Origin of the sequence: Pseudomonas sp. S11P7, assembly GCF_023195435.1 — a bacterium.
GTDB lineage: Bacteria > Pseudomonadota > Gammaproteobacteria > Pseudomonadales > Pseudomonadaceae > Aquipseudomonas > Aquipseudomonas fluorescens_G.
The window spans coordinates 6,247,501-6,272,382 of record NZ_JALPKS020000002.1 but is presented as its reverse complement, the minus strand read 5'-3'; the positions used below and the strand labels follow the sequence as shown (position 1 = coordinate 6,272,382).

Genomic DNA, 24,882 nt, shown 5'->3' with positions numbered 1-24,882 from the left:
GCACCCCTTCCTTACTCAGCACTGCTGCTGAAATCGAGATCTTGGCCTGGCTGAAGGGAGATAACTGCCTTCTTCCAGTCATTACGCTTGCCCAGACCGCGAGCAGTGCGCTTGCTCTTACCCAGAACATTCAGGGTAGTGACGCGCTCTACTTTCACGCTGAACAGGCTTTCGACGGCCTTCTTGATTTCCAGCTTGGTTGCGTCAGTAGCAACCTTGAAAACGAACTGGCCTTTCTTGTCTGCCAGAACCGTAGCCTTCTCGGAAACGTGCGGGCCAAGCAGAACTTTAAATACGCGTTCCTGGTTCATCCCAGCAGCTCCTCGAATTTCTTCACGGCCGACACGGTGATCAACACCTTGTCGTATGCGATCAGACTAACTGGATCGGAACCTTGCACATCACGTACATCTACGTGCGGCAGGTTGCGAGCAGCCAGGTACAGGTTCTGATCAACAGCGTCCGACACGATGAGAACATCGGTCAGGCTCATGTTGTTCAGCTTGCCCAGCAGATCTTTGGTTTTCGGAGTTTCAACAGCGAAATCCTGAACCACGACCAGACGATCAGTACGCACCAGCTCAGCAAGGATGGAACGCATTGCTGCGCGATACATCTTCTTGTTCAGCTTCTGGGAGTGATCCTGTGGACGAGCTGCGAAAGTGGTACCGCCGCCACGCCAGATTGGGCTACGGATAGTACCGGCACGAGCACGGCCAGTACCTTTCTGACGCCATGGGCGCTTGCCACCACCACGAACGTCGGAACGGGTCTTCTGCTGCTTGCTACCTTGACGGCCGCCGGCCATGTAGGCCACGACTGCTTGGTGAACCAGCGTCTCGTTGAATTCGCCGCCAAATGTCAGTTCGGAAACTTCGATCGCTTGAGCGTCATTTACATTTAATTGCATGTCAGCTTCCCCTTAACCGCGAGCCTTGGCTGCTGGACGTACAACCAGGTTGCCGCCAGTAGCGCCAGGAACAGCACCCTTGACCAACAACAGATTGCGTTCAGCGTCCACGCGCACTACTTCCAGGGACTGCACGGTCACGCGCTCAGCGCCCATATGACCGGACATTTTTTTGCCCTTGAATACACGACCAGGAGTCTGGCACTGGCCGATAGAGCCTGGGACGCGGTGGGATACGGAGTTACCGTGGGTGTTATCTTGCCCGCGGAAATTCCAACGCTTGATCGTACCCTGGAAGCCTTTACCCTTGGACTGACCGGTTACATCAACCAGTTGACCAGCGGCGAAGATTTCAGCGTTGATCAGATCGCCTGCCTGGTACTCGCCTTCTTCAAGACGGAATTCCATGGTGGTGCGACCAGCGGCAACGTTCGCTTTAGCGAAGTGGCCAGCCTGAGCTGCTGTTACACGCGAAGCACGACGCTCGCCGACAGTGACTTGCACTGCACGATAGCCATCGGTCTCTTCAGTTTTGAACTGGGTGACGCGATTCGGCTCGATCTCAATGACCGTGACCGGAATGGAGACACCTTCTTCGGTGAAAATACGGGTCATACCGCATTTACGACCGACTACACCAATAGTCATGTTGTAAACCTCATGAGTGTACGGGGCTTTCACCCGCTATGGCCGCCCATTTCAGAGCGTTACACGACTAAGACCGAGTCTTAGCCGAGGCTGATCTGCACTTCCACACCGGCCGCAAGATCAAGCTTCATAAGAGCATCAACGGTTTTATCCGTTGGCTGGACGATGTCCAGAACGCGCTTATGAGTGCGGATCTCGTACTGGTCGCGCGCGTCTTTGTTGACGTGCGGGGAAACCAGAACGGTGAACCGCTCTTTACGGGTAGGCAGTGGAATTGGACCACGCACTTGAGCACCAGTACGTTTCGCGGTTTCCACGATTTCCTGGGTTGATTGGTCGATCAGGCGATGGTCAAAAGCCTTCAACCTGATACGGATTTGCTGATTTTGCATTGGATTTCAGACTCCGGCTGCTATTCCCACCGGGCGCAATACGCCCGTTAAAAGGAGGCGCAATTCTATAGACGCCCCCGATAGGTGTCAACCCAATAAAAAAGCCCCCGCTGAGCGGGGGCTTTTTCAATCCATCAAGCTGACTTTAAAAAGTCTTACTCGATGATTTTGGCTACGACGCCGGCGCCGACGGTACGACCGCCTTCACGGATAGCGAAACGCAGACCGTCTTCCATCGCGATGGTTTTGATCAGGGTAACAGTCATCTGAATGTTGTCACCTGGCATTACCATTTCAACGCCTTCTGGCAGCTCGCAGTTACCAGTCACGTCAGTAGTACGGAAGTAGAACTGTGGACGGTAGCCTTTGAAGAACGGAGTGTGACGACCGCCTTCTTCTTTGCTCAGAACGTAAACTTCTGCGGTGAACTTGGTGTGCGGCTTGACCGAACCTGGCTTGACCAGAACCTGGCCACGCTCAACGTCGTCACGCTTGGTACCACGCAGCAGAACACCGCAGTTCTCGCCAGCACGACCTTCGTCGAGCAGCTTGCGGAACATCTCAACACCGGTGCAGGTGGTGGTGGTAGTGTCACGCAGACCAACGATTTCCAGTGCATCCTGAACGCGAACGATACCGCGCTCGATACGACCAGTCACAACAGTACCGCGACCCGAAATCGAGAATACGTCTTCGATTGGCATCAGGAATGGCTTGTCGATCATACGAACTGGTTCTGGGATGTAGGTATCCAGAGTTTCAACCAGTTTACGAACGGCAGTAGTGCCCATTTCGTTGTCGTCTTTGCCTTCCAGCGCCATACGAGCCGAACCGATGATGATCGGAGTGTCGTCACCTGGGAAGTCGTAGGTCGACAGCAGGTCACGAACTTCCATCTCAACCAGTTCCAGCAGCTCAGCGTCGTCTACCAGGTCAGCCTTGTTCAGGAAAACCACGATGTACGGAACGCCTACCTGACGGGACAGCAGGATGTGCTCACGGGTTTGCGGCATCGGACCATCAGCGGCCGAGCAAACCAGGATCGCGCCGTCCATCTGGGCAGCACCGGTGATCATGTTCTTCACGTAGTCAGCGTGACCTGGGCAGTCAACGTGAGCGTAGTGACGAATAGTCGAGTTGTACTCAACGTGAGCGGTGTTGATGGTGATACCGCGAGCTTTTTCTTCTGGAGCGCTGTCGATCTTGTCGAATTCAACGACGGCCGAACCGAAAACTTCGGAGCAGACGCGAGTCAGAGCAGCGGTCAGAGTGGTTTTACCGTGGTCAACGTGACCGATGGTGCCAACGTTGACGTGCGGTAGGGAACGATCAAATTTTTCTTTAGCCACGACAATTAACTCCTAGCCTAAAGGGGCTGAATCAGCCTTGTTTTTTGGTTACGGATTCGACGATGTGCGACGGAGCCGTATCGTATTTTTTGAATTCCATAGAGTAGCTTGCGCGACCCTGAGACATGGAACGAACGTCGGTCGCATAACCGAACATCTCACCCAGTGGAACCTCGGCACGGATAACCTTGCCGGACACTGTGTCTTCCATACCCTGGATCATGCCGCGACGACGGTTAAGGTCGCCCATCACATCACCCATATAGTCTTCAGGCGTAACAACTTCTACAGCCATGATCGGCTCGAGCAACTCACCACCGCCCTTCTGGGCCAGTTGTTTGGTCGCCATGGAGGCAGCCACTTTAAACGCCATCTCGTTCGAGTCGACGTCGTGGTAAGAACCATCGAACACGGTAGCCTTCAGGCCGATCAGCGGATAGCCGGCAACAACGCCGTTCTTCATCTGCTCTTCGATACCCTTCTGGATAGCCGGGATGTATTCCTTAGGAACCACACCACCTACAACTTCGTTCACGAATTGCAGACCTTCCTGACCTTCGTCAGCAGGAGCAAAACGAATCCAGCAGTGACCGAACTGGCCGCGACCACCGGACTGACGAACGAACTTGCCTTCGATTTCACAGTTCTTCGTGATGCGCTCACGATACGAAACCTGAGGCTTGCCGATGTTGGCTTCGACGTTGAACTCACGGCGCATCCGGTCAACCAGGATGTCCAGGTGCAGCTCGCCCATGCCGGAGATGATCGTCTGACCAGTCTCTTCATCAGTTTTAACGCGGAAAGACGGGTCTTCCTGAGCAAGTTTGCCCAGAGCGATGCCCATTTTTTCCTGGTCGTCCTTGGTCTTGGGCTCTACGGCAACCGAAATAACCGGCTCCGGGAAGTCCATGCGAACCAGGATGATTGGCTTGTCAGCGTTGCAGAGGGTTTCACCAGTGGTGACGTCCTTCATGCCGATCAGGGCCGCGATGTCGCCAGCGCGTACTTCCTTGATCTCTTCACGGGCGTTTGCGTGCATTTGCACCATACGACCCACACGCTCTTTCTTGCCTTTGACCGAGTTGATCACGCCGTCGCCGGAGTTCAACACGCCCGAGTAAACGCGGACGAAGGTCAGAGTACCCACGAATGGGTCGGTAGCAATCTTGAACGCCAGAGCAGCAAACGGCTCGTCATCGCTTGCGTGACGCTCCATTTCCTCTTCCTCGTTATCAGGGTTGGAACCCTTGATCGCAGGAATGTCGGTCGGAGCAGGCAGGTAGTCGATAACGGCGTCGAGAACCAGGGGAACGCCCTTGTTCTTGAACGAAGAACCGCAAACGGCCAGAACGATTTCGCCGGCGATAGTACGCTGACGCAAAGCAGCCTTGATCTCTTCGATCGACAGCTCTTCGCCTTCCAGGTACTTGTTCATCAGCTCTTCGTTGGCTTCGGCGGCAGCTTCAACCATGTTGTTGCGCCACTCTTCAGCCAGCTCTTGCAGCTCCGCAGGGATGTCCTTGCGAACAGGGACCATACCCTTGTCAGAGTCGTTCCAGTAGACAGCTTGCATGTTGATCAGATCGATCTGACCCTGGAAGTTGTCTTCGGAACCGATAGCCAGCTGAATCGGCACCGGAGTGTGACCCAGACGCTGCTTGATCTGACCGATCACGCGCAGGAAGTTGGCGCCGGCACGGTCCATCTTGTTTACGTAAACAAGACGTGGAACGCCGTATTTGTTGGCTTGACGCCATACGGTTTCCGACTGCGGCTCAACACCCGAGGTACCACAGAATACAACGACAGCGCCGTCGAGTACGCGCAGGGAACGCTCAACTTCAATGGTGAAGTCTACGTGGCCCGGGGTATCGATTACGTTGAAGCGGTGTTCGTGCGGGTACTGCTTCTCGGAACCTTTCCAGAAGGCGGTAATGGCAGCAGAAGTAATGGTAATACCACGCTCCTGCTCCTGAACCATCCAGTCTGTGGTCGCGGCGCCATCATGCACCTCGCCCATTTTGTGACTTTTGCCGGTGTAAAACAGTACGCGCTCGGTGGTGGTGGTTTTACCAGCATCCACGTGAGCGACGATACCGATGTTACGGTAGCGGCTAATCGGAGTAGTACGAGCCATAAAGCCCTCGCAAAATTAGTGAAGCTAAAATTAGAAGCGGTAGTGCGAGAAAGCTTTGTTGGCTTCAGCCATACGGTGCACGTCTTCACGCTTCTTAACAGCAGCACCTTTACCTTCAGCAGCATCCAGCAGTTCGCCAGCCAAACGCAGAGCCATAGACTTCTCGCCACGCTTACGGGCAAAGTCTACCAACCAGCGCATTGCCAGAGCGTTACGACGGGAAGGACGAACCTCGACCGGAACCTGGTAAGTAGCACCACCAACGCGGCGCGACTTCACTTCGACCAGCGGAGCGATGGCGTCGAGTGCTTTTTCGAAGAGTTCCAGGGGATCGGTGCCAGCCTTACGGGCCGCAACGGTTTCCAGGGCACCATAAACGATACGCTCGGCAACGGCTTTCTTGCCGCTTTCCATAACGTGGTTCATGAATTTGGCGAGGATCTGGCTTCCGTATTTCGGATCGTCCAGAATCTCACGCTTTGCTGCTACGCGACGTCTTGGCATGATAAGCCCTCAAGCGGTCTTCAGGTTAGCTCGGGACAGATCCAGAGGATGCGTGCCCGACCTTACTCTTATCGACTCAATAAAATGAAAAACTGCAAAACGGCCGATTACTTCGGACGCTTGGTACCGTACTTCGAACGACCCTGGTTACGGCCTTTAACGCCGGAAGTATCCAAGGAGCCGCGAACGGTGTGGTAACGAACACCTGGCAAGTCTTTTACACGACCGCCGCGGATCAGTACCACGCTGTGCTCTTGCAGGTTGTGACCTTCACCACCGATGTACGAGGAAACCTCGAAACCGTTGGTCAGGCGCACACGGCATACTTTACGCAGTGCCGAGTTAGGTTTTTTCGGCGTGGTGGTGTACACACGGGTGCACACGCCACGACGTTGCGGACAGTTCTGCAGCGCAGGTACGTCGGATTTCTCGACGATACGCTTACGCGGCTGACGTACCAGCTGGTTGATAGTTGCCATCTACTAGCTCCACTGTTGTCTTGCGACGCTATTGTCTTGCAAGAAAAGCAAAATGGCAGGAACGAATTCCCGCCAAATTTAGGGGATCAAGAGTCTAAAGAGGATCTTGATCCCAGTCAAGGCAAGGCCCCGACCTCCCCACCCATCGAACCTCGACTAAATGTCTCGATTCGACGAACGGAGCGATCAGGGCCTTACGCTCAATTACCGCAGAACTCAGTTACCGCTCGAGTTCAGTGCTTCGGTCAGTGCAGCTTCCACTTCACTGGCGCTTACGCGCAACGGTTTGTCTGCATCACGGCGACGCTTGCGCTCGCTGTGATAAGCCAGACCGGTACCCGCCGGGATCAGACGACCCACGACGACGTTTTCTTTCAGGCCGCGCAGGTAATCGCGCTTGCCGGTGACTGCCGCTTCGGTCAGTACGCGCGTGGTTTCCTGGAAGGAAGCCGCCGAGATGAACGATTCGGTGGACAGCGACGCCTTGGTGATACCCAGCAGAACGCGAGTGAACTTGGAGACAAACTTGTCTTCCGTGCTCAGACGCTCGTTCTCTACCAGAACGTGAGTCAGTTCCATCTGGTCGCCCTTGATGAAGCTGGAGTCGCCGGACTCGGAGATCTCAACTTTACGCAGCATCTGACGCAGGATCGTCTCGATGTGCTTGTCGTTGATCTTCACGCCTTGCAGACGGTAAACGTCCTGGATCTCGTTGACGATGTACTTGGCCAGCGCACTCACACCCAGCAGACGCAGGATGTCGTGTGGATCGCTCGGGCCGTCGGAGATAACTTCGCCGCGGTTGACCTGTTCGCCTTCGAACACGTTCAGGTGACGCCACTTCGGAATCAGCTCTTCGTACGGATCGCTACCGTCGTTCGGGGTAATGACCAGACGGCGCTTGCCCTTGGTCTCTTTACCGAACGCGATGGTGCCGCTGACTTCAGCCAGAATCGACGCTTCTTTCGGACGACGGGCTTCGAACAGGTCGGCAACACGCGGCAGACCACCGGTGATGTCGCGAGTCTTCGAAGTTTCTTGCGGGATACGAGCGATAACATCACCGATCGCAATCTTCGCGCCGTCAGCCACACCGACCAGAGCGTTGGCTGGCAGGAAGTACTGAGCGATAACGTCAGTGCCTGGCAGCAACAGATCCTTGCCGTTGTCGTCGACCATCTTCACTGCAGGACGGATTTCCTTACCGGCAGCTGGACGATCTTTCGCGTCGAGTACTTCAATGTTGGTCATACCGGTCAATTCGTCAGTCTGACGCTTGATCGTGATGCCTTCTTCCATGCCCACGTAGGTCACGGTACCTTTCATTTCGGTAACGATCGGGTGAGTGTGCGGATCCCACTTGGCCACGATTGCGCCAGCGTCGACCTTGTCACCTTCTTTAACCGAAATCACGGCACCGTATGGCAGCTTGTAACGCTCGCGCTCACGACCGAAGTCATCAGCGATTGCCAGCTCACCGGAACGGGACACAGCTACCAGGTGACCATCCACTCGCTCAACGTGCTTCAGGTTGTGCAGACGGACAGTACCGCCATTCTTCACCTGAACGCTGTCGGCTGCGGAAGTACGGCTTGCCGCACCACCGATGTGGAACGTACGCATCGTCAGCTGGGTACCCGGCTCACCGATGGACTGGGCAGCGATGACGCCGACCGCTTCACCGATGTTCACCTGGTGACCACGAGCCAGATCACGGCCGTAGCACTTGGCGCAAATGCCATAGCGGGTTTCGCAGCTGATCGGCGAACGCACGATCACTTCGTCGATGCTGTTCAGCTCGATGAACTCGACCCACTTCTCGTCTACCAGAGTGCCGGCAGGAACGATAACGTCCTCGGTACCTGGCTTGAATACGTCACGAGCAATAACACGACCCAATACGCGCTCACCCAACGGCTCTACAACATCACCGCCTTCAATGTGCGGAGTCATCAGCAGACCGTGCTCGGTGCCGCAATCGATCTCGGTTACTACCAGATCCTGCGCCACGTCTACCAGACGACGAGTCAGGTAACCGGAGTTCGCAGTTTTCAACGCGGTATCCGCCAGACCTTTACGAGCACCGTGAGTCGAGATGAAGTACTGAAGTACGCTCAAACCTTCACGGAAGTTCGCAGTAATCGGCGTTTCAATGATGGAACCGTCCGGCTTGGCCATCAGACCACGCATACCGGCCAGCTGACGAATCTGTGCGGCGGAACCCCGCGCACCCGAGTCAGCCATCATGTACATCGAGTTGAACGACTCTTGATCGACTTCAACGCCGTGACGGTCGATAACCTTCTCTTTCGAGAGGTTGGCCATCATTGCCTTGGAAACTTCGTCGTTCGCTTTCGACCAGAGGTCGATCACTTTGTTGTACTTCTCGCCCTGGGTTACCAGGCCGGAGGCGTACTGGCTCTCGATCTCTTTCACTTCGTCGGTGGCAGCACCGATGATGCGGGCTTTCTCGTCCGGGATAACGAAGTCGTTAACACCGATGGAAACGCCGGAAATGGTCGAGTAAGCGAAACCGGTATACATCAACTGGTCAGCGAAGATAACGGTCTCTTTCAAACCAACCACGCGGTAGCACTGGTTGATCAGTTTGGAGATCGCCTTTTTCTTCATCGGCAGGTTGACGACGTCGAACGACAGACCTTTTGGCACAACCTGGAACAGCAGCGCACGGCCGACAGTGGTGTCGACGATACGGGTACCGCTCACGCTGTTGCCGTCACGGTCGTTGACGGTTTCGTTGATACGAACCTTGACCTTGGCGTGCAGTGCGGCTTCGCCGGCACGGAACACACGGTCGACTTCCTGCAGATCCGCGAACACACGACCTTCGCCTTTGGCGTTGATCGCTTCACGAGTCATGTAGTACAGACCCAATACAACGTCCTGCGACGGAACGATGATTGGCTCACCGTTGGCTGGCGACAGAATGTTGTTGGTCGACATCATCAGCGCACGCGCTTCGAGCTGGGCTTCCAGCGTCAGCGGTACGTGCACGGCCATTTGGTCGCCGTCGAAGTCGGCGTTGTACGCGGCGCAGACCAGAGGGTGCAGCTGGATAGCCTTACCTTCGATCAGAACCGGTTCAAACGCCTGGATACCCAGACGGTGAAGGGTCGGTGCACGGTTGAGCAGGACCGGGTGTTCGCGAATCACTTCAGCGAGAACGTCCCAAACCTCTGGCAGTTCGCGCTCGACCATTTTCTTGGCCGCTTTGATGGTGGTCGCGAGACCACGCATTTCCAGCTTGCCGAAAATGAACGGCTTGAACAGCTCGAGAGCCATCTTCTTCGGCAGACCGCACTGGTGCAGACGCAGGGTCGGGCCTACGGTAATTACCGAACGACCGGAGTAGTCAACACGCTTACCGAGCAAGTTCTGACGGAAACGACCCTGCTTACCCTTGATCATGTCAGCCAGGGATTTCAGAGGGCGCTTGTTGGAACCGGTGATGGCGCGGCCACGACGACCGTTGTCGAGCAGAGCATCGACAGCTTCCTGCAACATACGCTTTTCGTTGCGCACGATGATGTCCGGAGCGGACAGATCCAGCAGGCGCTTCAAACGGTTGTTACGGTTGATCACTCGACGATACAGATCGTTGAGGTCGGAAGTCGCGAAACGACCGCCATCGAGCGGGACCAGTGGACGCAGATCTGGCGGCAGAACCGGCAGAACGGTCAGCACCATCCACTCTGGCAGGTTGCCGGAACCCTGGAAGGCTTCCATCAACTTCAGACGCTTGGACAGCTTCTTGATCTTGGTTTCCGAGTTGGTTTGCGGAATTTCTTCACGCAGACGGCCAATCTCGTGTTCCAGGTCGATAGCGTGCAGCAGTTCACGGACAGCTTCCGCACCCATGCGGGCGTCGAAGTCGTCACCGAACTCTTCCAGCGCTTCGAAGTACTGCTCGTCGTTCAGCAGCTGACCTTTTTCAAGGGTGGTCATGCCTGGATCGATAACGACATAGCTCTCGAAGTAGAGAACGCGTTCGATATCACGCAGGGTCATGTCCATCAGCAAGCCGATACGCGACGGCAGCGATTTCAGGAACCAGATGTGGGCAACCGGCGAAGCCAGTTCGATGTGCGCCATGCGCTCACGACGAACTTTGGCCAGTGCAACTTCAACGCCGCACTTCTCGCAGATCACACCACGGTGCTTCAAGCGCTTGTACTTACCGCACAGGCACTCGTAATCCTTTACCGGGCCAAAGATCTTGGCGCAGAACAGGCCGTCACGCTCAGGTTTGAACGTACGGTAGTTGATGGTTTCCGGCTTTTTAACTTCACCGAACGACCACGAACGGATCATCTCAGGCGATGCCAATCCGATACGGATGGCGTCGAACTCTTCGACTTGACCCTGGTTTTTCAGCAAATTCAGTAGGTCTTTCAAGGCCTTTCCTCCTGGCGGAGCAGAGAGCGGGCAATCCTGCCCCGCTCTCGATTCGCGTCACGTGTTATTCGGTTTCCAGATCGATATCGATGCCGAGGGAACGAATTTCCTTGATCAACACGTTGAAGGACTCGGGCATGCCCGGCTCCATACGGTGATCGCCATCCACGATGTTCTTGTACATCTTGGTACGGCCGTTCACATCGTCCGACTTCACTGTGAGCATTTCTTGCAGAGTGTATGCAGCACCGTATGCTTCCAGTGCCCAGACCTCCATCTCCCCGAAACGCTGACCACCGAACTGCGCCTTACCACCCAGCGGCTGCTGGGTAACCAGGCTGTACGAACCGGTAGAACGCGCGTGCATCTTGTCGTCTACCAAGTGGTTCAGCTTCAGCATGTACATGTAGCCAACGGTAACTGGACGCTCGAACTTGTTGCCGGTACGGCCGTCGGTCAGCTGCATCTGGCCGCTTTCCGGCAGGTCTGCCAGTTTCAGCATGGCCTTGATTTCGCTTTCCTTGGCGCCGTCGAACACTGGAGTGGCCATTGGAACGCCGCCACGCAGGTTCTTCGCCAGATCCAGGATTTCCTGATCGGAGAAGCTGTCCAGATCTTCGTTACGACCGCCGATCTGGTTGTAGATCTCGTCCAGGAAGGTACGCAGTTCAGCGACTTTACGCTGCTCTTCGACCATTCGGTTGATCTTCTCGCCCAGACCTTTGGCCGCGAGGCCCAGGTGGGTTTCAAGGATCTGACCAACGTTCATACGCGAAGGTACGCCCAGCGGGTTGAGGACCACGTCGACCGGAGTGCCATTGGCATCGTGCGGCATGTCTTCAACCGGCATGATCACGGAGACCACACCTTTGTTACCGTGACGACCGGCCATCTTGTCGCCCGGCTGGATGCGACGACGGATTGCCAGGTAAACCTTGACGATTTTCAGCACGCCTGGAGCCAGGTCATCGCCCTGCTGCAGTTTGCGCTTCTTGTCTTCGAACTTGTCGTCCAGCAGACGGCGACGATCAACGATGTAGGCCTGAGCCTTCTCGAGCTGCTCGTTCAGAGCATCTTCAGCCATGCGCAGCTTGAACCACTGGCCGTGCTCAAGACCGTCGAGTACTTCGTCGGTGATGTCCTGACCTTTCTTAAGACCGGCGCCGCCTTCAGCCTTGTGGCCTACCAGAGCGGAACGCAGACGTTCGAAAGTAGCGCCTTCAACGATGCGGAACTCTTCGTTCAGATCCTTGCGGATCTCGTCCAGCTGGGACTTCTCGATCGACAGTGCACGAGCATCACGCTCAACGCCGTCACGGGTGAAGACTTGTACGTCGATGACAGTGCCTTTGGTGCCGGTTGGCACGCGCAGGGAAGTGTCTTTTACGTCGCTGGCTTTTTCACCGAAGATCGCACGCAGCAGTTTTTCTTCCGGAGTCAGTTGGGTCTCGCCTTTCGGAGTGACCTTGCCAACCAGGATGTCGCCTGCGCCTACTTCAGCACCTACATAAACGATACCGGCTTCGTCCAGCTTGTTCAGTGCAGCTTCACCCACGTTCGGGATGTCCGCAGTGATTTCCTCTGGGCCAAGCTTGGTGTCACGGGCCACACAGGTCAGTTCCTGAATGTGGATCGTGGTGAAGCGGTCTTCCTGAACCACACGCTCGGACAGGCAGATGGAGTCTTCGAAGTTGAAGCCGTTCCATGCCATGAACGCGATGCGCATGTTCTGACCCAGAGCCAGTTCACCCATGTCGGTGGACGGGCCGTCGGCCATGATGTCGCTACGCTGAACATGATCACCTTTACGCACCAGCGGACGCTGGTTGATGCAGGTGTTCTGGTTCGAGCGGGTGTATTTGGTCAGGTTGTAGATGTCGACACCGGCTTCACCGGTTTCAACTTCATCATCAGCAACACGAACCACGATACGGCTGGCGTCGACGGAGTCGATCACGCCGCCACGACGAGCCACGACGCAAACGCCGGAGTCACGGGCTACGTTACGCTCCATGCCGGTACCGACCAGCGGCTTGTCGGCGCGCAGGGTTGGTACAGCCTGACGCTGCATGTTCGAACCCATCAACGCACGGTTGGCGTCGTCGTGCTCGAGGAACGGAATCAGCGACGCTGCAACCGAAACTACCTGCTTCGGCGAAACGTCCATCAAGGTGACTTCTTCAGGCGCCTTGACGGTGAATTCGTTCAGGTGACGTACGGCAACCAGTTCGTCGATCAGGACTTTCTGCTCGTTCATGGTCGCCGAAGCCTGCGCGATCACGTGATCGGCTTCTTCAATGGCGGACAGGAACACGATCTCGTCGGTGACCACACCCTCTTTCACCACACGGTACGGGCTTTCCAGGAAGCCGTACTGGTTGGTGCGAGCGTACGCAGCCAGGGAGTTGATCAGACCGATGTTCGGACCTTCCGGCGTTTCAATCGGGCAGACACGACCGTAGTGAGTCGGGTGTACGTCACGGACTTCAAAGCCGGCGCGCTCACGAGTCAGACCGCCAGGGCCGAGTGCGGACACACGACGCTTGTGGGTGATCTCGGACAGCGGGTTGTTCTGGTCCATGAACTGCGAGAGCTGGCTGGAACCGAAGAACTCTTTCACCGCCGCAGCCACTGGCTTGGCGTTGATCAGGTCTTGCGGCATCAGGCCTTCGCTTTCGGCCATCGACAGACGCTCTTTGACCGCACGCTCTACACGTACCAGGCCAACGCGGAACTGGTTCTCGGCCATTTCGCCTACGCAGCGAACACGACGGTTACCCAGGTGGTCGATGTCATCGACGATGCCTTTACCATTACGGATGTCGACCAGAGTCTTCAGTACCGCGACGATGTCTTCCTTGCACAGCACGCCCGAACCTTCGATCTCGGTACGACCGATACGACGGTTGAACTTCATCCGGCCGACCGCAGACAGGTCATAGCGCTCAGGGCTGAAGAACAGGTTGTTGAACAGGGTTTCGGCAGCGTCCTCGGTTGGCGGCTCGCCTGGACGCATCATGCGATAGATCTCGACCAGCGCTTCCAATTGGTTGCTGGTGGAGTCGATCTTCAGTGTGTCGGAGACGAACGGACCGCAGTCGATATCGTTGGTGTACAGAGTCTCGATGCGTACAACGCCGGCCTTGGCAATTTTTGCCAGGACTTCGGTGTTCAGCTCGGTGTTGCACTCTGCCAGGATTTCGCCGGTAGCCGGGTGCACGATGACCTTGGCGGTAGTGCGACCCAGGACGTAGTCCAGTGGTACTTCCAGCGTCTTGATACCGGCTTTTTCGATCTGGTTGATGTGGCGCGCGGTAATACGGCGGCCTGCTTCAACGATGACCTTGCCCTTTTCGTCCTGGATGTCCAGAACTGCGATCTCGCCACGCAGGCGCGACGGCACCAGTTCCAGGCTGAGGGTTTCGCCGCTCAGGTGGAAAACGTTGGTGGTGTAGAACGCGTCGAGCACTTCTTCGGTGGTATAGCCGAGCGCGCGCAGCAGCACGGATGCCGGCAGCTTGCGACGACGGTCGATACGCACGAACACGCAGTCTTTCGGGTCGAACTCGAAGTCCAGCCACGAACCGCGGTAAGGAATGATGCGCGCGGAGTACAGCAGTTTGCCGGAGCTATGCGTCTTGCCGCGGTCGTGGTCGAAGAACACGCCCGGGGAACGGTGCAGCTGGGAAACGATTACACGCTCGGTACCGTTGATTACGAAGGTACCGTTCTCAGTCATCAGGGGGATTTCACCCATGTAGACTTCTTGCTCTTTGATGTCCTTGATCGCTTTGTTCGACGATTCTTTGTCGAAAATGATCAGGCGCACTTTTACCCGCAAAGGTACGGCGAAAGTTACACCGCGCAATACGCATTCTTTGACATCAAATGCCGGTTCGCCCAGACGATAACCGACGTACTCCAGCGCAGCATTGCCGGAGTAGCTGATGATCGGGAAAACGGATTTGAAGGCCGCATGCAGGCCCACGTCGCGGAACTGATCTTTAGTCGCTCCCGCTTGCAAGAATTCACGATACGAATCCAGCTGGATGGCCAGGAGGTAAGGCACATCCATGACGTCCGGCAACTTGCTAAAGTCCTTGCGGATACGTTTTTTCTCAGTATATGAGTAAGCCATCAGCGTTCCCCAGCTTGGTCACCTGCTTGTTTGGCCCCTCCCGACGGGAGCAGCCAGAAAATCGTGCAAACCCCATGGTTTGCGCCACCGCATCGGGTGGTTACAGCGCCTTTATCAGCACCGACCCAGTCGGCTGCCAATAACGGAAAAAGGCCGGTGGCAAGAGCCACCAGCCATCAGCCTGTCGCTTGACGCTCGGGCTGGAGGAGCAAAGTCGATGCTTACTTCAGCTCGACTTTAGCGCCTGCTTCTTCCAGCTTCTTCTTGGCGTCTTCGGCCGCTTCTTTCGAAACGCCTTCAGCTACAACCTGAGGAGCGCCGTCTACTTTCTCTTTGGCTTCTTTCAGGCCCAGACCGGTCAGTTCACGAACTGCCTTGATCACGTTAACCTTCTTCTCGCCAGCTTCCAGCAGAACAACGTTGAACTCGGTTTGCTCTTCAACAACAGCGGCAGCAGCAGCTGGGCCAGCCGAAGCGGCAGCAGCGGTAACACCGAAGGTTTCTTCCATCGCTTTGATCAGCTCAACGATTTCCACTACGGATTTCTGGCCGATTGCTTCGATGATTTGTTCGTTAGTCAGAGACATGACTCAATTCCTGAATTGGGGGACGGCCTACGCGACCATCGAAATAAACAAAAAACGCGAGAAGTTGACGAGCCTTAGGCTGCGGCAGCTTCTTTCTGGTCGCGAATTGCCGCCAGAGTACGAGCCAATTTGCTGGTAGCGCCTTGAATCACGCTCATCAGCTGGGAAATTGCTTCGTCACGGGTCGGCAGAGTTGCCAGTACGTCGATCTGATTAGCTGCGAGGAACTTGCCCTCGAACGCAGCTGCCTTGATCTCGAACTTGTCCTGACCCTTGGCAAACTCTTTGAAGATACGGGCAGCAGCGCCCGGATGTTCGTTGGAGAATGCAATCAGGGTCGGGCCGGTGAACACGTCATTGAGGACACTGTATTGAGTGTCAGCAACAGCGCGCTTGAGCAGGGTGTTACGTACAACACGTACGTAAACGCCAGCTTCACGAGCCTCTTTACGGAGTCCGGTCATTGCGCCTACTGTTACGCCACGTGCATCAACCACGACAGCGGACAGAGCGACTTTGGCAGCCTCGTTGACTTCAGCGACGATGGCCTTCTTGTCTTCGAGATTAATTGCCACGGGTTTAACTCCTGCTTGTTACCGTTTCATTCGATCGAAACCGAATGTCGTTTTGGTGTCTGATTCGGTAAGGAACCGGGAGCACCATCTGCGTAGGCTGATGGTTTAAGACTTGCGTCGCCTACGGTCTTGGATAGCCCCCGCCAGGCAGGGACCCCAATTTTTCAATTGACGCGATCTCTCGCGCCAATCTGTGTCTTACGCGTCCAGCGAGCTCTGATCGATAACCAGACCTGGGCCCATAGTGGTGCTCAGGGTAACGCGCTTAACGTAGATACCTTTCGAAGAAGCTGGCTTGATACGCTTCAGGTCAGCGATCAGGGCTTCAACGTTTTCCTTCAGCTTGACGGCATCGAAACCGATCTTGCCAACGGAGGTGTGAATGATGCCGTTTTTGTCGGTGCGATAACGAACCTGACCAGCCTTGGCGTTTTTAACCGCAGTAGCTACGTCTGGAGTCACGGTACCAACCTTAGGGTTAGGCATCAGACCACGTGGACCGAGGATCTGACCCAACTGACCTACAACGCGCATGGCATCCGGGGATGCGATTACTACGTCATAGTTCAGGTCGCCGCCTTTCATTTCGGCAGCCAGGTCATCCATGCCTACACGGTCAGCGCCGGCAGCCAAAGCGGCCTCAGCAGCTGGACCCTGAGTGAACACAGCAACGCGAACAGTCTTGCCAGTGCCGTGTGGCAGCACGGTAGCGCTACGAACAACCTGGTCGGATTTACGCGGGTCTACACCCAGGTTTACAGCAACGTCGAACGACTCGCTGAACTTGACAGTCGACAGCTCAGCCAGCAGAGCAGCAGCGTCTACAATGTTGTAGGCCTTGCCTGCTTCGATTTTGCCGGCGATAGCCTTTTGACGCTTGGTCAGCTTAGCCATTACACACCCTCCACGTTAAGGCCCATGCTACGAGCAGAACCGGCGATAGTACGCACGGCTGCATCCATATCAGCTGCAGTCAGATCCGCGTTTTTGGTTTTCGCGATTTCTTCCAGCTGAGCACGGGTAACAGTGCCAACCTTAACGGTGTTCGGACGAGCGGAGCCGCTGGTCAGACCGGCCGCCTTCTTCAGCAGAACCGAAGCAGGGGTGGATTTGGTTTCGAAAGTGAAGCTACGGTCACTGTAGACAGTGATGATCACTGGAGTCGGCAGACCTGGCTCAAGACCCTGAGTACGGGCGTTGAAAGCCTTGCAGAATTCCATGATGTTCACGCCGTGCTGACCCAGAGCAGGACCAACAGGTGGACTTGGGTTAGCCTGAGCGGCCTTCACTTGCAGCTTGATGTAAGCGGTAATCTTCTTGGCCATGAGGCACTCCAATTACGGGTTCGAACGCCTCGAAAGGCTCCCCGGTTACTTGCGCGTTTATCCCAGTGACGACAAAACCCCACAGCCTAGGGCTGCGGGGTTGGGATTGCTTGCCCAGTTAGACCTTTTCGACCTGACTGAACTCGAGCTCCACCGGAGTAGAGCGACCGAAAATGAGCACCGCGACCTGGATCCGGCTCTTTTCGTAGTTAACTTCTTCAACGACGCCATTAAAATCAGCAAATGGACCGTCATTGACGCGTACCGTTTCACCTGGCTCAAACAGAGTCTTAGGCTTCGGCTTGTCGCTACCATCAGCAACACGACGCAGAATCGCTTCTGCCTCTTTATCAGTGATAGGCGCAGGCTTGTCAGCAGTACCGCCGATAAAGCCCATCACCCGAGGAGTATCCTTGACCAAGTGCCAAGTACCCTCGTTCATATCCATCTGGACCAGCACATAGCCAGGGAAGAACTTACGCTCGCTTTTGCGCTTCTGGCCATTACGCATTTCAACCACTTCTTCAGTGGGAACCAGAATCTCGCCGAAGCCATCTTCCATGCCAGCCAGCTTTACGCGCTCGATCAGCGAGCGCATCACATGCTTCTCGTAACCCGAGTAAGCATGCACAACATACCAACGCTTAGCCACGGGACACCCTTAGCCGACAATCAAGGAAACAAGCCAGCCGAGCAGGGAATCAAGACCCCACAACAGCAACGCCATAACCAGAACAACAGCCACCACAATCAGGGTGGTCTGCGTGGTTTCTTGGCGAGTTGGCCACACGACTTTACGAATCTCGGTGCGAGCTTCCTTAACCAGTACAAAGAAAGACTTGCCCTTCGCAGTCTGCAGGCCTACAAAGGCAGCTACAGCAGCGATGACAAGCAAAGCAAGTACGCGGTACAGGATCGGCGAAGCAGAGTAATACTGATTGCCAACAACGCCAACAACCACCAAAGCGACAACTACAAGCCACTTGAGCAGATCGAAGCGAGAGCCTTGAGCTTCAGCTTTAGGAGTCATCTATGAAGATCCTGTGAAAAGAAAGCCAGACACACTGAGTGAATCTGGCAGGTCAGGAGGGAATCGAACCCCCAACCTACGGTTTTGGAGACCGTCGCTCTGCCAATTGAGCTACTGACCTAAAACAAAATCAGGCCGACCATTATGCCGGCCCGAAAAATACATTACAACCACTTACTCGATGATTTTGGCTACGACGCCGGCGCCGACGGTACGACCGCCTTCACGGATAGCGAAACGCAGACCGTCTTCCATCGCGATGGTTTTGATCAGGGTAACAGTCATCTGAATGTTGTCACCTGGCATTACCATTTCAACGCCTTCTGGCAGCTCGCAGTTACCAGTCACGTCAGTAGTACGGAAGTAGAACTGTGGACGGTAGCCTTTGAAGAACGGAGTGTGACGACCGCCTTCTTCTTTGCTCAGAACGTAAACTTCTGCGGTGAACTTGGTGTGCGGCTTGACCGAACCTGGCTTGACCAGAACCTGGCCACGCTCAACGTCGTCACGCTTGGTACCACGCAGCAGAACACCGCAGTTCTCGCCAGCACGACCTTCGTCGAGCAGCTTGCGGAACATCTCAACACCGGTGCAGGTGGTGGTGGTAGTGTCACGCAGACCAACGATTTCCAGTGCATCCTGAACGCGAACGATACCGCGCTCGATACGACCAGTCACAACAGTACCGCGACCCGAAATCGAGAATACGTCTTCGATTGGCATCAGGAATGGCTTGTCGATCATACGAACTGGTTCTGGGATGTAGGTATCCAGAGTTTCAACCAGTTTACGAACGGCAGTAGTGCCCATTTCGTTGTCGTCTTTGCCTTCCAGCGCCATACGAGCCGAACCGATGATGATCGGAGTGTCGTCACCTGGGAAGTCGTAGGTCGACAGCAGGTCACGAACTTCCATCTCAACCAGTTCCAGCAGCTCAGCGTCGTCTACCAGGTCAGCCTTGTTCAGGAAAACCACGATGTACGGAACGCCTACCTGACGGGACAGCAGGATGTGCTCACGGGTTTGCGGCATCGGACCATCAGCGGCCGAGCAAACCAGGATCGCGCCGTCCATCTGGGCAGCACCGGTGATCATGTTCTTCACGTAGTCAGCGTGACCTGGGCAGTCAACGTGAGCGTAGTGACGAATAGTCGAGTTGTACTCAACGTGAGCGGTGTTGATGGTGATACCGCGAGCTTTTTCTTCTGGAGCGCTGTCGATCTTGTCGAATTCAACGACGGCCGAACCGAAAACTTCGGAGCAGACGCGAGTCAGAGCAGCGGTCAGAGTGGTTTTACCGTGGTCAACGTGACCAATGGTCCCAACGTTGACGTGGGGCAGGGAACGATCAAATTTTTCCTTAGCCATCGATATTACCCTCAACAGAAGAATTAGAAAAACAATATCAACCATTAAAACAAAGGCAGATATTTTCATATCTGCCTTGTTAGATGGAGCTCTTGAGCGGATTTGAACCGCTGACCTCACCCTTACCAAGGGTGTGCTCTACCAACTGAGCTACAAGAGCAAAACACTTTGCACAATCTGCAAACTTGGAGCGGGTAGCGGGAATCGAACCCGCATCATCAGCTTGGAAGGCTGAGGTTCTACCACTAAACTATACCCGCGGAGCCTGCAGCTCACGCTTAAATCTGGTGGAGGGAGAAGGATTCGAACCTTCGAAGTCGTAGACGTCAGATTTACAGTCTGATCCCTTTGGCCGCTCGGGAACCCCTCCTAATCAGGCCGGCATTCTATACTATGCCAAACCCCTGTCAAGCATTTTCTCATTTAAAAACCTGAGGTTAGCTGCATTGACACCACCCCACTTCAACTACCTCTTCAGGTCTTCGCTGTGGAGCGGGCGCCATTCTATGCAAACTATTGAGCAGGTGCAACCCCCTCACACAGCATTATTTTATGTTTTAACTCATTGAATTCATTGGAAAGGTTTTGCAGCTGGACATCGCCCAGCAAACGCTGGCTCTGAGGCGCGACAGACAACCAATAACCCTCCCCCGAAACATCTTTTGACGAAGATCGCACCTCGACCCCCAGTGCTGCCAAACGTTGTTGAAGGCGCGCAATCGATTCCTGACGGGTGAGGCCGCCGAGCAACAGACAGTCTTGCCGCCGCCCCTCCTGCCTTTCGCTCACATTACTGTTCGATTCACTGAGCAAACGAATGTCTTGCTGGGAACCGCGGTACAAACTGAGAGGCGTTACATCCTTCGCTCGCAGAGGCGCCTCCTGTTGATGCCAGACATAATAAAAAACGTTCAGAACGACTAGCAGGAGGAACAACCAACGCATACAAACCTCAGGAAAAAGGACACGCCATAGCCAACCCCACAAATACCAAGTCCGGAACGACCCGAGCCTCAGGCGCAACATCTGCTACAAGTTGAGCATCACCACCCGTTATGAAAACTGCAAAATTCCCCCCGACGACGCGCGCCATTTCCATCTGGGTCAACACAAAGCCTCGCAACATCAAGGAACAACCGCGCTCCACCGCCTCTACAGTTGTCCGCCCTGGCGCGGTACTGGACAGCGCGCGCTCAGCCGCCAGGTCTCCATAGCGAATCTTCCGGGTATGGGTGCGCAACTGATCTCGCATCAACGGCATTCCAGGACAAATGAAGCCTCCTAGGTGCTCACCGTCAGCAGCTACGAAATCAGCGGTTACCGCTGTACCAAAATCGAGCACCAGGCAAGCCTTGCCCGACGCCAGGTGAAAGCCACCCAGCATGGCAAGCCAACGATCAAGGCCCAAGCGCTGATAATCTTCGTAACCATTCCTGACGCCGGACATCTCCTTAGCGGAAGTGGCGCGCACAACGGAAATAGCGAACTCTCGCTCAAGAACATCAACCAAAGCATCTGTTTCCTCAGTGGTTCTGACACTGACCAAGCGACATCTGCGCAGGCCAAGCCCATCAACAGCCCTCAAGCTCTCAAGCAATGCCAGATTAGAGTCGACAACACCCTCGGCAAACAAGATTCCAAGGGCAGATTTCAATACTCGCCACTTGATGAAACTGTTTCCACAATCGAGCTCAAGAATCATCACGCAACCTCAGGCTGAGCTCACCACCACTAAATACCTTTTCCACGCCATCCACCTTCAAGCGCAGCGCACCCTGGTTATCTATTCCAACTACCACGCCGTCGATATGGCTTGAACCTGCAATCAATGACACCGAGCGATCCTGCCACAAATGATTGACTTCCCATTCCGCCCGGAGCGTAGAAAAGCCTTCCAACTGGTGGCGCTGGATGTAGGCATTCAACTGTGCGTTCAACTCACCCACCAAAACATTACGATCAATACATCTGCCGGATTCGAGCCGTATCGAAGTCCATTGCTGGTCGACTTCGTCAGCCTTTTGCATGTTCACGTTGATACCAATACCCAGCACTACATGACAAACATCCGCCGGATCCCCGACGAGCTCAAGGAGGATGCCTGCAATTTTTTTGCTTCCGACCAAAACATCGTTAGGCCACTTCAACCCGGCAGACGAAACACCGAAATTTCGCAAAACCTGCAGCACAGCCAAACCCACGACAAGACTCAAGCCTTCGAGCTGGCGCATCCCGCCATCAATACGCAGGACAAGACTGTAGTAAAGATTTTCGGCAAACGGACTGACCCATTTACGGCCTCTACGTCCACGGCCGGAAACCTGCCGCTCCGCGAGAACCAAAAAAGGTGCAAGAGCACCCTGGCCAATGGCGCGCAACGCTTCTGCGTTTGTCGAGTCGACGGAATTCAAAACGGTCACAGGCCATTTCAGCGCTGCGGCCGATATTTCCACTGTATCGAGCAGACTCAAGGGTGCTGCCAATTGATAGCCCCGCCCTCGAACTTTATGGATGGACAGTCCAAGCTCAGCCTCGAGGTGCTGAAGCTGCTTCCATACTGCGCTCCGACTTATACCCAGAGCTGCCCCTAGATCCTGGCCAGAATGGAATCGACCATCCTTCAAGAGATTTAACAACGTCAGCATGCAGGTCTCGCCTCACAATGAGGCCCGAATGATAGCCATGCACCGGGTCATTGCATAGAAATCAAGCGCGTAGTTTTCCTGCAGGCAAAACAAAACCCCAACTGCTTTCGCAATTGGGGTTTCGGAATTTAATCTTGACGATGACCTACTCTCACATGGGGAAACCCCACACTACCATCGGCGATGCATCGTTTCACTGCTGAGTTCGGGATGGGATCAGGTGGTTCCAACGCTCTATGGTCGTCAAGAAATTCGGGTACTGAGTCGTGACCAGATGGCCTCGCTTCAGCAAATTGGGTATGTGACAGCCAGGTGTTTGTGAACTTCGAACTTTCGGTTCGTTTCGTCTTCACACACCGCAATCTGGTGCCTTTTCAGGTCAGCAAATTGCTTGGGTGTTATATGGTCAAGCCTCACGGGCAATTAGTATTGGTTAGCTCAACGCCTCACAGCGCTTACACACCCAACCTATCAACGTCGTAGTCTTCGACGGCCCTTCAGGGAACTCAAGGTTCCAGTGAGATCTCATCTTGAGGCAAGTTTCCCGCTTAGATGCTTTCAGCGGTTATCTTTCCCGAACATAGCTACCCGGCAATGCCACTGGCGTGACAACCGGAACACCAGAGGTTCGTCCACTCCGGTCCTCTCGTACTAGGAGCAGCCCCTCTCAAATCTCAAACGTCCACGGCAGATAGGGACCGAACTGTCTCACGACGTTCTAAACCCAGCTCGCGTACCACTTTAAATGGCGAACAGCCATACCCTTGGGACCGGCTTCAGCCCCAGGATGTGATGAGCCGACATCGAGGTGCCAAACACCGCCGTCGATATGAACTCTTGGGCGGTATCAGCCTGTTATCCCCGGAGTACCTTTTATCCGTTGAGCGATGGCCCTTCCATACAGAACCACCGGATCACTAAGACCTACTTTCGTACCTGCTCGACGTGTCTGTCTCGCAGTCAAGCGCGCTTTTGCCTTTATACTCTACGACCGATTTCCGACCGGTCTGAGCGCACCTTCGTACTCCTCCGTTACTCTTTAGGAGGAGACCGCCCCAGTCAAACTACCCACCATACACTGTCCTCGATCCGGATAACGGACCTGAGTTAGAACCTCAAAGTTGCCAGGGTGGTATTTCAAGGATGGCTCCACGCGAACTGGCGTCCACGCTTCAAAGCCTCCCACCTATCCTACACAAGCAAATTCAAAGTCCAGTGCAAAGCTATAGTAAAGGTTCACGGGGTCTTTCCGTCTAGCCGCGGATACACTGCATCTTCACAGCGATTTCAATTTCACTGAGTCTCGGGTGGAGACAGCGCCGCCATCGTTACGCCATTCGTGCAGGTCGGAACTTACCCGACAAGGAATTTCGCTACCTTAGGACCGTTATAGTTACGGCCGCCGTTTACCGGGGCTTCGATCAAGAGCTTCGCGTTAGCTAACCCCATCAATTAACCTTCCGGCACCGGGCAGGCGTCACACCCTATACGTCCACTTTCGTGTTTGCAGAGTGCTGTGTTTTTAATAAACAGTCGCAGCGGCCTGGTATCTTCGACCGGCATGAGCTTACGGAGCAAGTCCTTCACCCTCACCGGCGCACCTTCTCCCGAAGTTACGGTGCCATTTTGCCTAGTTCCTTCACCCGAGTTCTCTCAAGCGCCTTGGTATTCTCTACCCAACCACCTGTGTCGGTTTGGGGTACGGTTCCTGGTTACCTGAAGCTTAGAAGCTTTTCTTGGAAGCATGGCATCAACCACTTCGTCACCCAAAGGGTAACTCGTCATCAGCTCTCGGCCTTAAGATCCCGGATTTACCTAAGATCTCAGCCTACCACCTTAAACTTGGACAACCAACGCCAAGCTGGCCTAGCCTTCTCCGTCCCTCCATCGCAATAACCAGAAGTACAGGAATATTAACCTGTTTTCCATCGACTACGCTTTTCAGCCTCGCCTTAGGGACCGACTAACCCTGCGTCGATTAACGTTGCGCAGGAAACCTTGGTCTTTCGGCGTGGGTGTTTTTCACACCCATTGTCGTTACTCATGTCAGCATTCGCACTTCTGATACCTCCAGCAAGCTTCTCAACTCACCTTCACAGGCTTACAGAACGCTCCTCTACCGCATCATCCGAAGATGATACCCGTAGCTTCGGTGTATGGTTTGAGCCCCGTTACATCTTCCGCGCAGGCCGACTCGACTAGTGAGCTATTACGCTTTCTTTAAAGGGTGGCTGCTTCTAAGCCAACCTCCTAGCTGTCTAAGCCTTCCCACATCGTTTCCCACTTAACCATAACTTTGGGACCTTAGCTGACGGTCTGGGTTGTTTCCCTTTTCACGACGGACGTTAGCACCCGCCGTGTGTCTCCCATGCTCGGCAC

General features: G+C 54.9%; 20 protein-coding genes, 4 tRNA genes and 2 rRNA genes (1 of these 26 only partly in view). All 26 read right to left on the bottom strand.

Annotation, left to right across the window (positions count from 1 at the left end; all coding sequences use genetic code 11):
• Positions 1–11: 11 nt before the first annotated feature.
• On the bottom strand, positions 12–311 hold the full coding sequence (rplW, locus tag M0746_RS28675; RefSeq protein ID WP_002555488.1) for a 50S ribosomal protein L23: 300 nt from the start codon (positions 309–311) through the stop codon (positions 12–14).
• Complete coding sequence (gene rplD, locus M0746_RS28670; RefSeq protein WP_003228735.1) at positions 308–910, bottom strand: 50S ribosomal protein L4; 603 nt, start codon at positions 908–910, stop codon at positions 308–310. Before rplD ends, rplW begins: the two co-directional genes overlap by 4 nt.
• A gap of 12 nt (positions 911–922) precedes the next feature.
• On the bottom strand, positions 923–1,558 hold the full coding sequence (gene rplC / locus M0746_RS28665; protein ID WP_003228738.1) for a 50S ribosomal protein L3: 636 nt from the start codon (positions 1,556–1,558) through the stop codon (positions 923–925).
• 80 nt (positions 1,559–1,638) lie between these two features.
• Positions 1,639–1,950, bottom strand: a complete 312-nt coding sequence (rpsJ, locus tag M0746_RS28660) for a 30S ribosomal protein S10 (RefSeq protein WP_003186070.1) — start codon at positions 1,948–1,950, stop codon at positions 1,639–1,641.
• Between the two features lie 155 nt (positions 1,951–2,105).
• Positions 2,106–3,299: an elongation factor Tu gene (gene tuf / locus M0746_RS28655; RefSeq protein WP_024014521.1), complete on the bottom strand. Its 1,194-nt coding sequence runs from the start codon at positions 3,297–3,299 to the stop codon at positions 2,106–2,108.
• Between the two features lie 31 nt (positions 3,300–3,330).
• The gene (fusA, locus tag M0746_RS28650; protein ID WP_090286772.1) at positions 3,331–5,436 is read right to left on the bottom strand and encodes an elongation factor G; all 2,106 of its coding nucleotides are present in this window, start codon (positions 5,434–5,436) and stop codon (positions 3,331–3,333) included.
• Between the two features lie 30 nt (positions 5,437–5,466).
• On the bottom strand, positions 5,467–5,940 hold the full coding sequence (gene rpsG, locus M0746_RS28645; RefSeq protein WP_016772941.1) for a 30S ribosomal protein S7: 474 nt from the start codon (positions 5,938–5,940) through the stop codon (positions 5,467–5,469).
• A gap of 107 nt (positions 5,941–6,047) precedes the next feature.
• Complete coding sequence (gene rpsL / locus M0746_RS28640; protein ID WP_003186084.1) at positions 6,048–6,419, bottom strand: 30S ribosomal protein S12; 372 nt, start codon at positions 6,417–6,419, stop codon at positions 6,048–6,050.
• Positions 6,420–6,635: 216 nt separating this feature from the next.
• Positions 6,636–10,835, bottom strand: coding sequence for a DNA-directed RNA polymerase subunit beta' (gene rpoC / locus M0746_RS28635; protein ID WP_090286774.1), 4,200 nt, complete (start codon positions 10,833–10,835; stop codon positions 6,636–6,638).
• Positions 10,836–10,899: 64 nt separating this feature from the next.
• On the bottom strand, positions 10,900–14,973 hold the full coding sequence (rpoB, locus tag M0746_RS28630) for a DNA-directed RNA polymerase subunit beta (RefSeq protein ID WP_258451401.1): 4,074 nt from the start codon (positions 14,971–14,973) through the stop codon (positions 10,900–10,902).
• A gap of 221 nt (positions 14,974–15,194) precedes the next feature.
• Positions 15,195–15,560, bottom strand: a complete 366-nt coding sequence (gene rplL, locus M0746_RS28625) for a 50S ribosomal protein L7/L12 (RefSeq protein ID WP_003228750.1) — start codon at positions 15,558–15,560, stop codon at positions 15,195–15,197.
• 74 nt (positions 15,561–15,634) lie between these two features.
• Entirely contained in the window at positions 15,635–16,135 is a 501-nt protein-coding gene (gene rplJ, locus M0746_RS28620) for a 50S ribosomal protein L10 (RefSeq protein WP_008081912.1), read from the bottom strand.
• Between the two features lie 198 nt (positions 16,136–16,333).
• The gene (gene rplA, locus M0746_RS28615; RefSeq protein ID WP_003228754.1) at positions 16,334–17,029 is read right to left on the bottom strand and encodes a 50S ribosomal protein L1; all 696 of its coding nucleotides are present in this window, start codon (positions 17,027–17,029) and stop codon (positions 16,334–16,336) included.
• On the bottom strand, positions 17,029–17,460 hold the full coding sequence (gene rplK, locus M0746_RS28610) for a 50S ribosomal protein L11 (protein WP_003176435.1): 432 nt from the start codon (positions 17,458–17,460) through the stop codon (positions 17,029–17,031). Before rplK ends, rplA begins: the two co-directional genes overlap by 1 nt.
• A 118-nt stretch (positions 17,461–17,578) precedes the next feature.
• Complete coding sequence (nusG, locus tag M0746_RS28605) at positions 17,579–18,112, bottom strand: transcription termination/antitermination protein NusG (RefSeq protein WP_007957598.1); 534 nt, start codon at positions 18,110–18,112, stop codon at positions 17,579–17,581.
• Between the two features lie 9 nt (positions 18,113–18,121).
• A complete protein-coding gene (gene secE / locus M0746_RS28600; protein WP_007916493.1) occupies positions 18,122–18,490 on the bottom strand; it encodes a preprotein translocase subunit SecE in 369 nt (122 codons plus the stop codon).
• Between the two features lie 45 nt (positions 18,491–18,535).
• Positions 18,536–18,611, bottom strand: a tRNA-Trp gene (locus M0746_RS28595).
• Positions 18,612–18,664: 53 nt separating this feature from the next.
• Positions 18,665–19,858, bottom strand: a complete 1,194-nt coding sequence (gene tuf / locus M0746_RS28590) for an elongation factor Tu (protein WP_024014521.1) — start codon at positions 19,856–19,858, stop codon at positions 18,665–18,667.
• A gap of 84 nt (positions 19,859–19,942) precedes the next feature.
• A tRNA-Thr gene (locus tag M0746_RS28585) sits at positions 19,943–20,018 on the bottom strand.
• A gap of 26 nt (positions 20,019–20,044) precedes the next feature.
• Positions 20,045–20,118 (bottom strand) — tRNA-Gly (locus tag M0746_RS28580).
• 25 nt (positions 20,119–20,143) lie between these two features.
• Positions 20,144–20,228, bottom strand: a tRNA-Tyr gene (locus M0746_RS28575).
• Between the two features lie 143 nt (positions 20,229–20,371).
• The gene (locus tag M0746_RS28570; RefSeq protein WP_258451400.1) at positions 20,372–20,803 is read right to left on the bottom strand and encodes a hypothetical protein; all 432 of its coding nucleotides are present in this window, start codon (positions 20,801–20,803) and stop codon (positions 20,372–20,374) included.
• A 7-nt stretch (positions 20,804–20,810) separates the two neighbouring features.
• A complete protein-coding gene (locus M0746_RS28565; protein ID WP_258451399.1) occupies positions 20,811–21,560 on the bottom strand; it encodes a pantothenate kinase in 750 nt (249 codons plus the stop codon).
• Complete coding sequence (gene birA / locus M0746_RS28560) at positions 21,550–22,503, bottom strand: bifunctional biotin--[acetyl-CoA-carboxylase] ligase/biotin operon repressor BirA (RefSeq protein ID WP_258451398.1); 954 nt, start codon at positions 22,501–22,503, stop codon at positions 21,550–21,552. Before birA ends, M0746_RS28565 begins: the two co-directional genes overlap by 11 nt.
• 132 nt (positions 22,504–22,635) lie before the next feature.
• Positions 22,636–22,751 (bottom strand): 5S ribosomal RNA (gene rrf, locus M0746_RS28555).
• Between the two features lie 154 nt (positions 22,752–22,905).
• Positions 22,906–24,882: ribosomal RNA gene (locus tag M0746_RS28550) — 23S ribosomal RNA — on the bottom strand (it continues 917 nt past the right edge of the window).

Bases quoted from the DNA above. Each gene is read 5' to 3' on its own strand.
- rplW (WP_002555488.1), bottom strand. From the start codon at position 311: ATGAACCAGGAACGCGTATTTAAAGTTCTGCTTGGCCCGCACGTTTCC.
- rplD (WP_003228735.1), bottom strand. From the start codon at position 910: ATGCAATTAAATGTAAATGACGCTCAAGCGATCGAAGTTTCCGAACTG.
- rplC (WP_003228738.1), bottom strand. From the start codon at position 1,558: ATGACTATTGGTGTAGTCGGTCGTAAATGCGGTATGACCCGTATTTTC.
- rpsJ (WP_003186070.1), bottom strand. From the start codon at position 1,950: ATGCAAAATCAGCAAATCCGTATCAGGTTGAAGGCTTTTGACCATCGC.
- fusA (WP_090286772.1), bottom strand. From the start codon at position 5,436: ATGGCTCGTACTACTCCGATTAGCCGCTACCGTAACATCGGTATCGTC.
- rpsG (WP_016772941.1), bottom strand. From the start codon at position 5,940: ATGCCAAGACGTCGCGTAGCAGCAAAGCGTGAGATTCTGGACGATCCG.
- rpsL (WP_003186084.1), bottom strand. From the start codon at position 6,419: ATGGCAACTATCAACCAGCTGGTACGTCAGCCGCGTAAGCGTATCGTC.
- rpoB (WP_258451401.1), bottom strand. From the start codon at position 14,973: ATGGCTTACTCATATACTGAGAAAAAACGTATCCGCAAGGACTTTAGC.
- rplL (WP_003228750.1), bottom strand. From the start codon at position 15,560: ATGTCTCTGACTAACGAACAAATCATCGAAGCAATCGGCCAGAAATCC.
- rplA (WP_003228754.1), bottom strand. From the start codon at position 17,029: ATGGCTAAGCTGACCAAGCGTCAAAAGGCTATCGCCGGCAAAATCGAA.
- rplK (WP_003176435.1), bottom strand. From the start codon at position 17,460: ATGGCCAAGAAGATTACCGCTTACATCAAGCTGCAAGTGAAGGCCGCT.
- secE (WP_007916493.1), bottom strand. From the start codon at position 18,490: ATGACTCCTAAAGCTGAAGCTCAAGGCTCTCGCTTCGATCTGCTCAAG.
- tuf (WP_024014521.1), bottom strand. From the start codon at position 19,858: ATGGCTAAGGAAAAATTTGATCGTTCCCTGCCCCACGTCAACGTTGGG.
- M0746_RS28570 (WP_258451400.1), bottom strand. From the start codon at position 20,803: ATGCGTTGGTTGTTCCTCCTGCTAGTCGTTCTGAACGTTTTTTATTAT.
- M0746_RS28565 (WP_258451399.1), bottom strand. From the start codon at position 21,560: ATGATTCTTGAGCTCGATTGTGGAAACAGTTTCATCAAGTGGCGAGTA.
- birA (WP_258451398.1), bottom strand. From the start codon at position 22,503: ATGCTGACGTTGTTAAATCTCTTGAAGGATGGTCGATTCCATTCTGGC.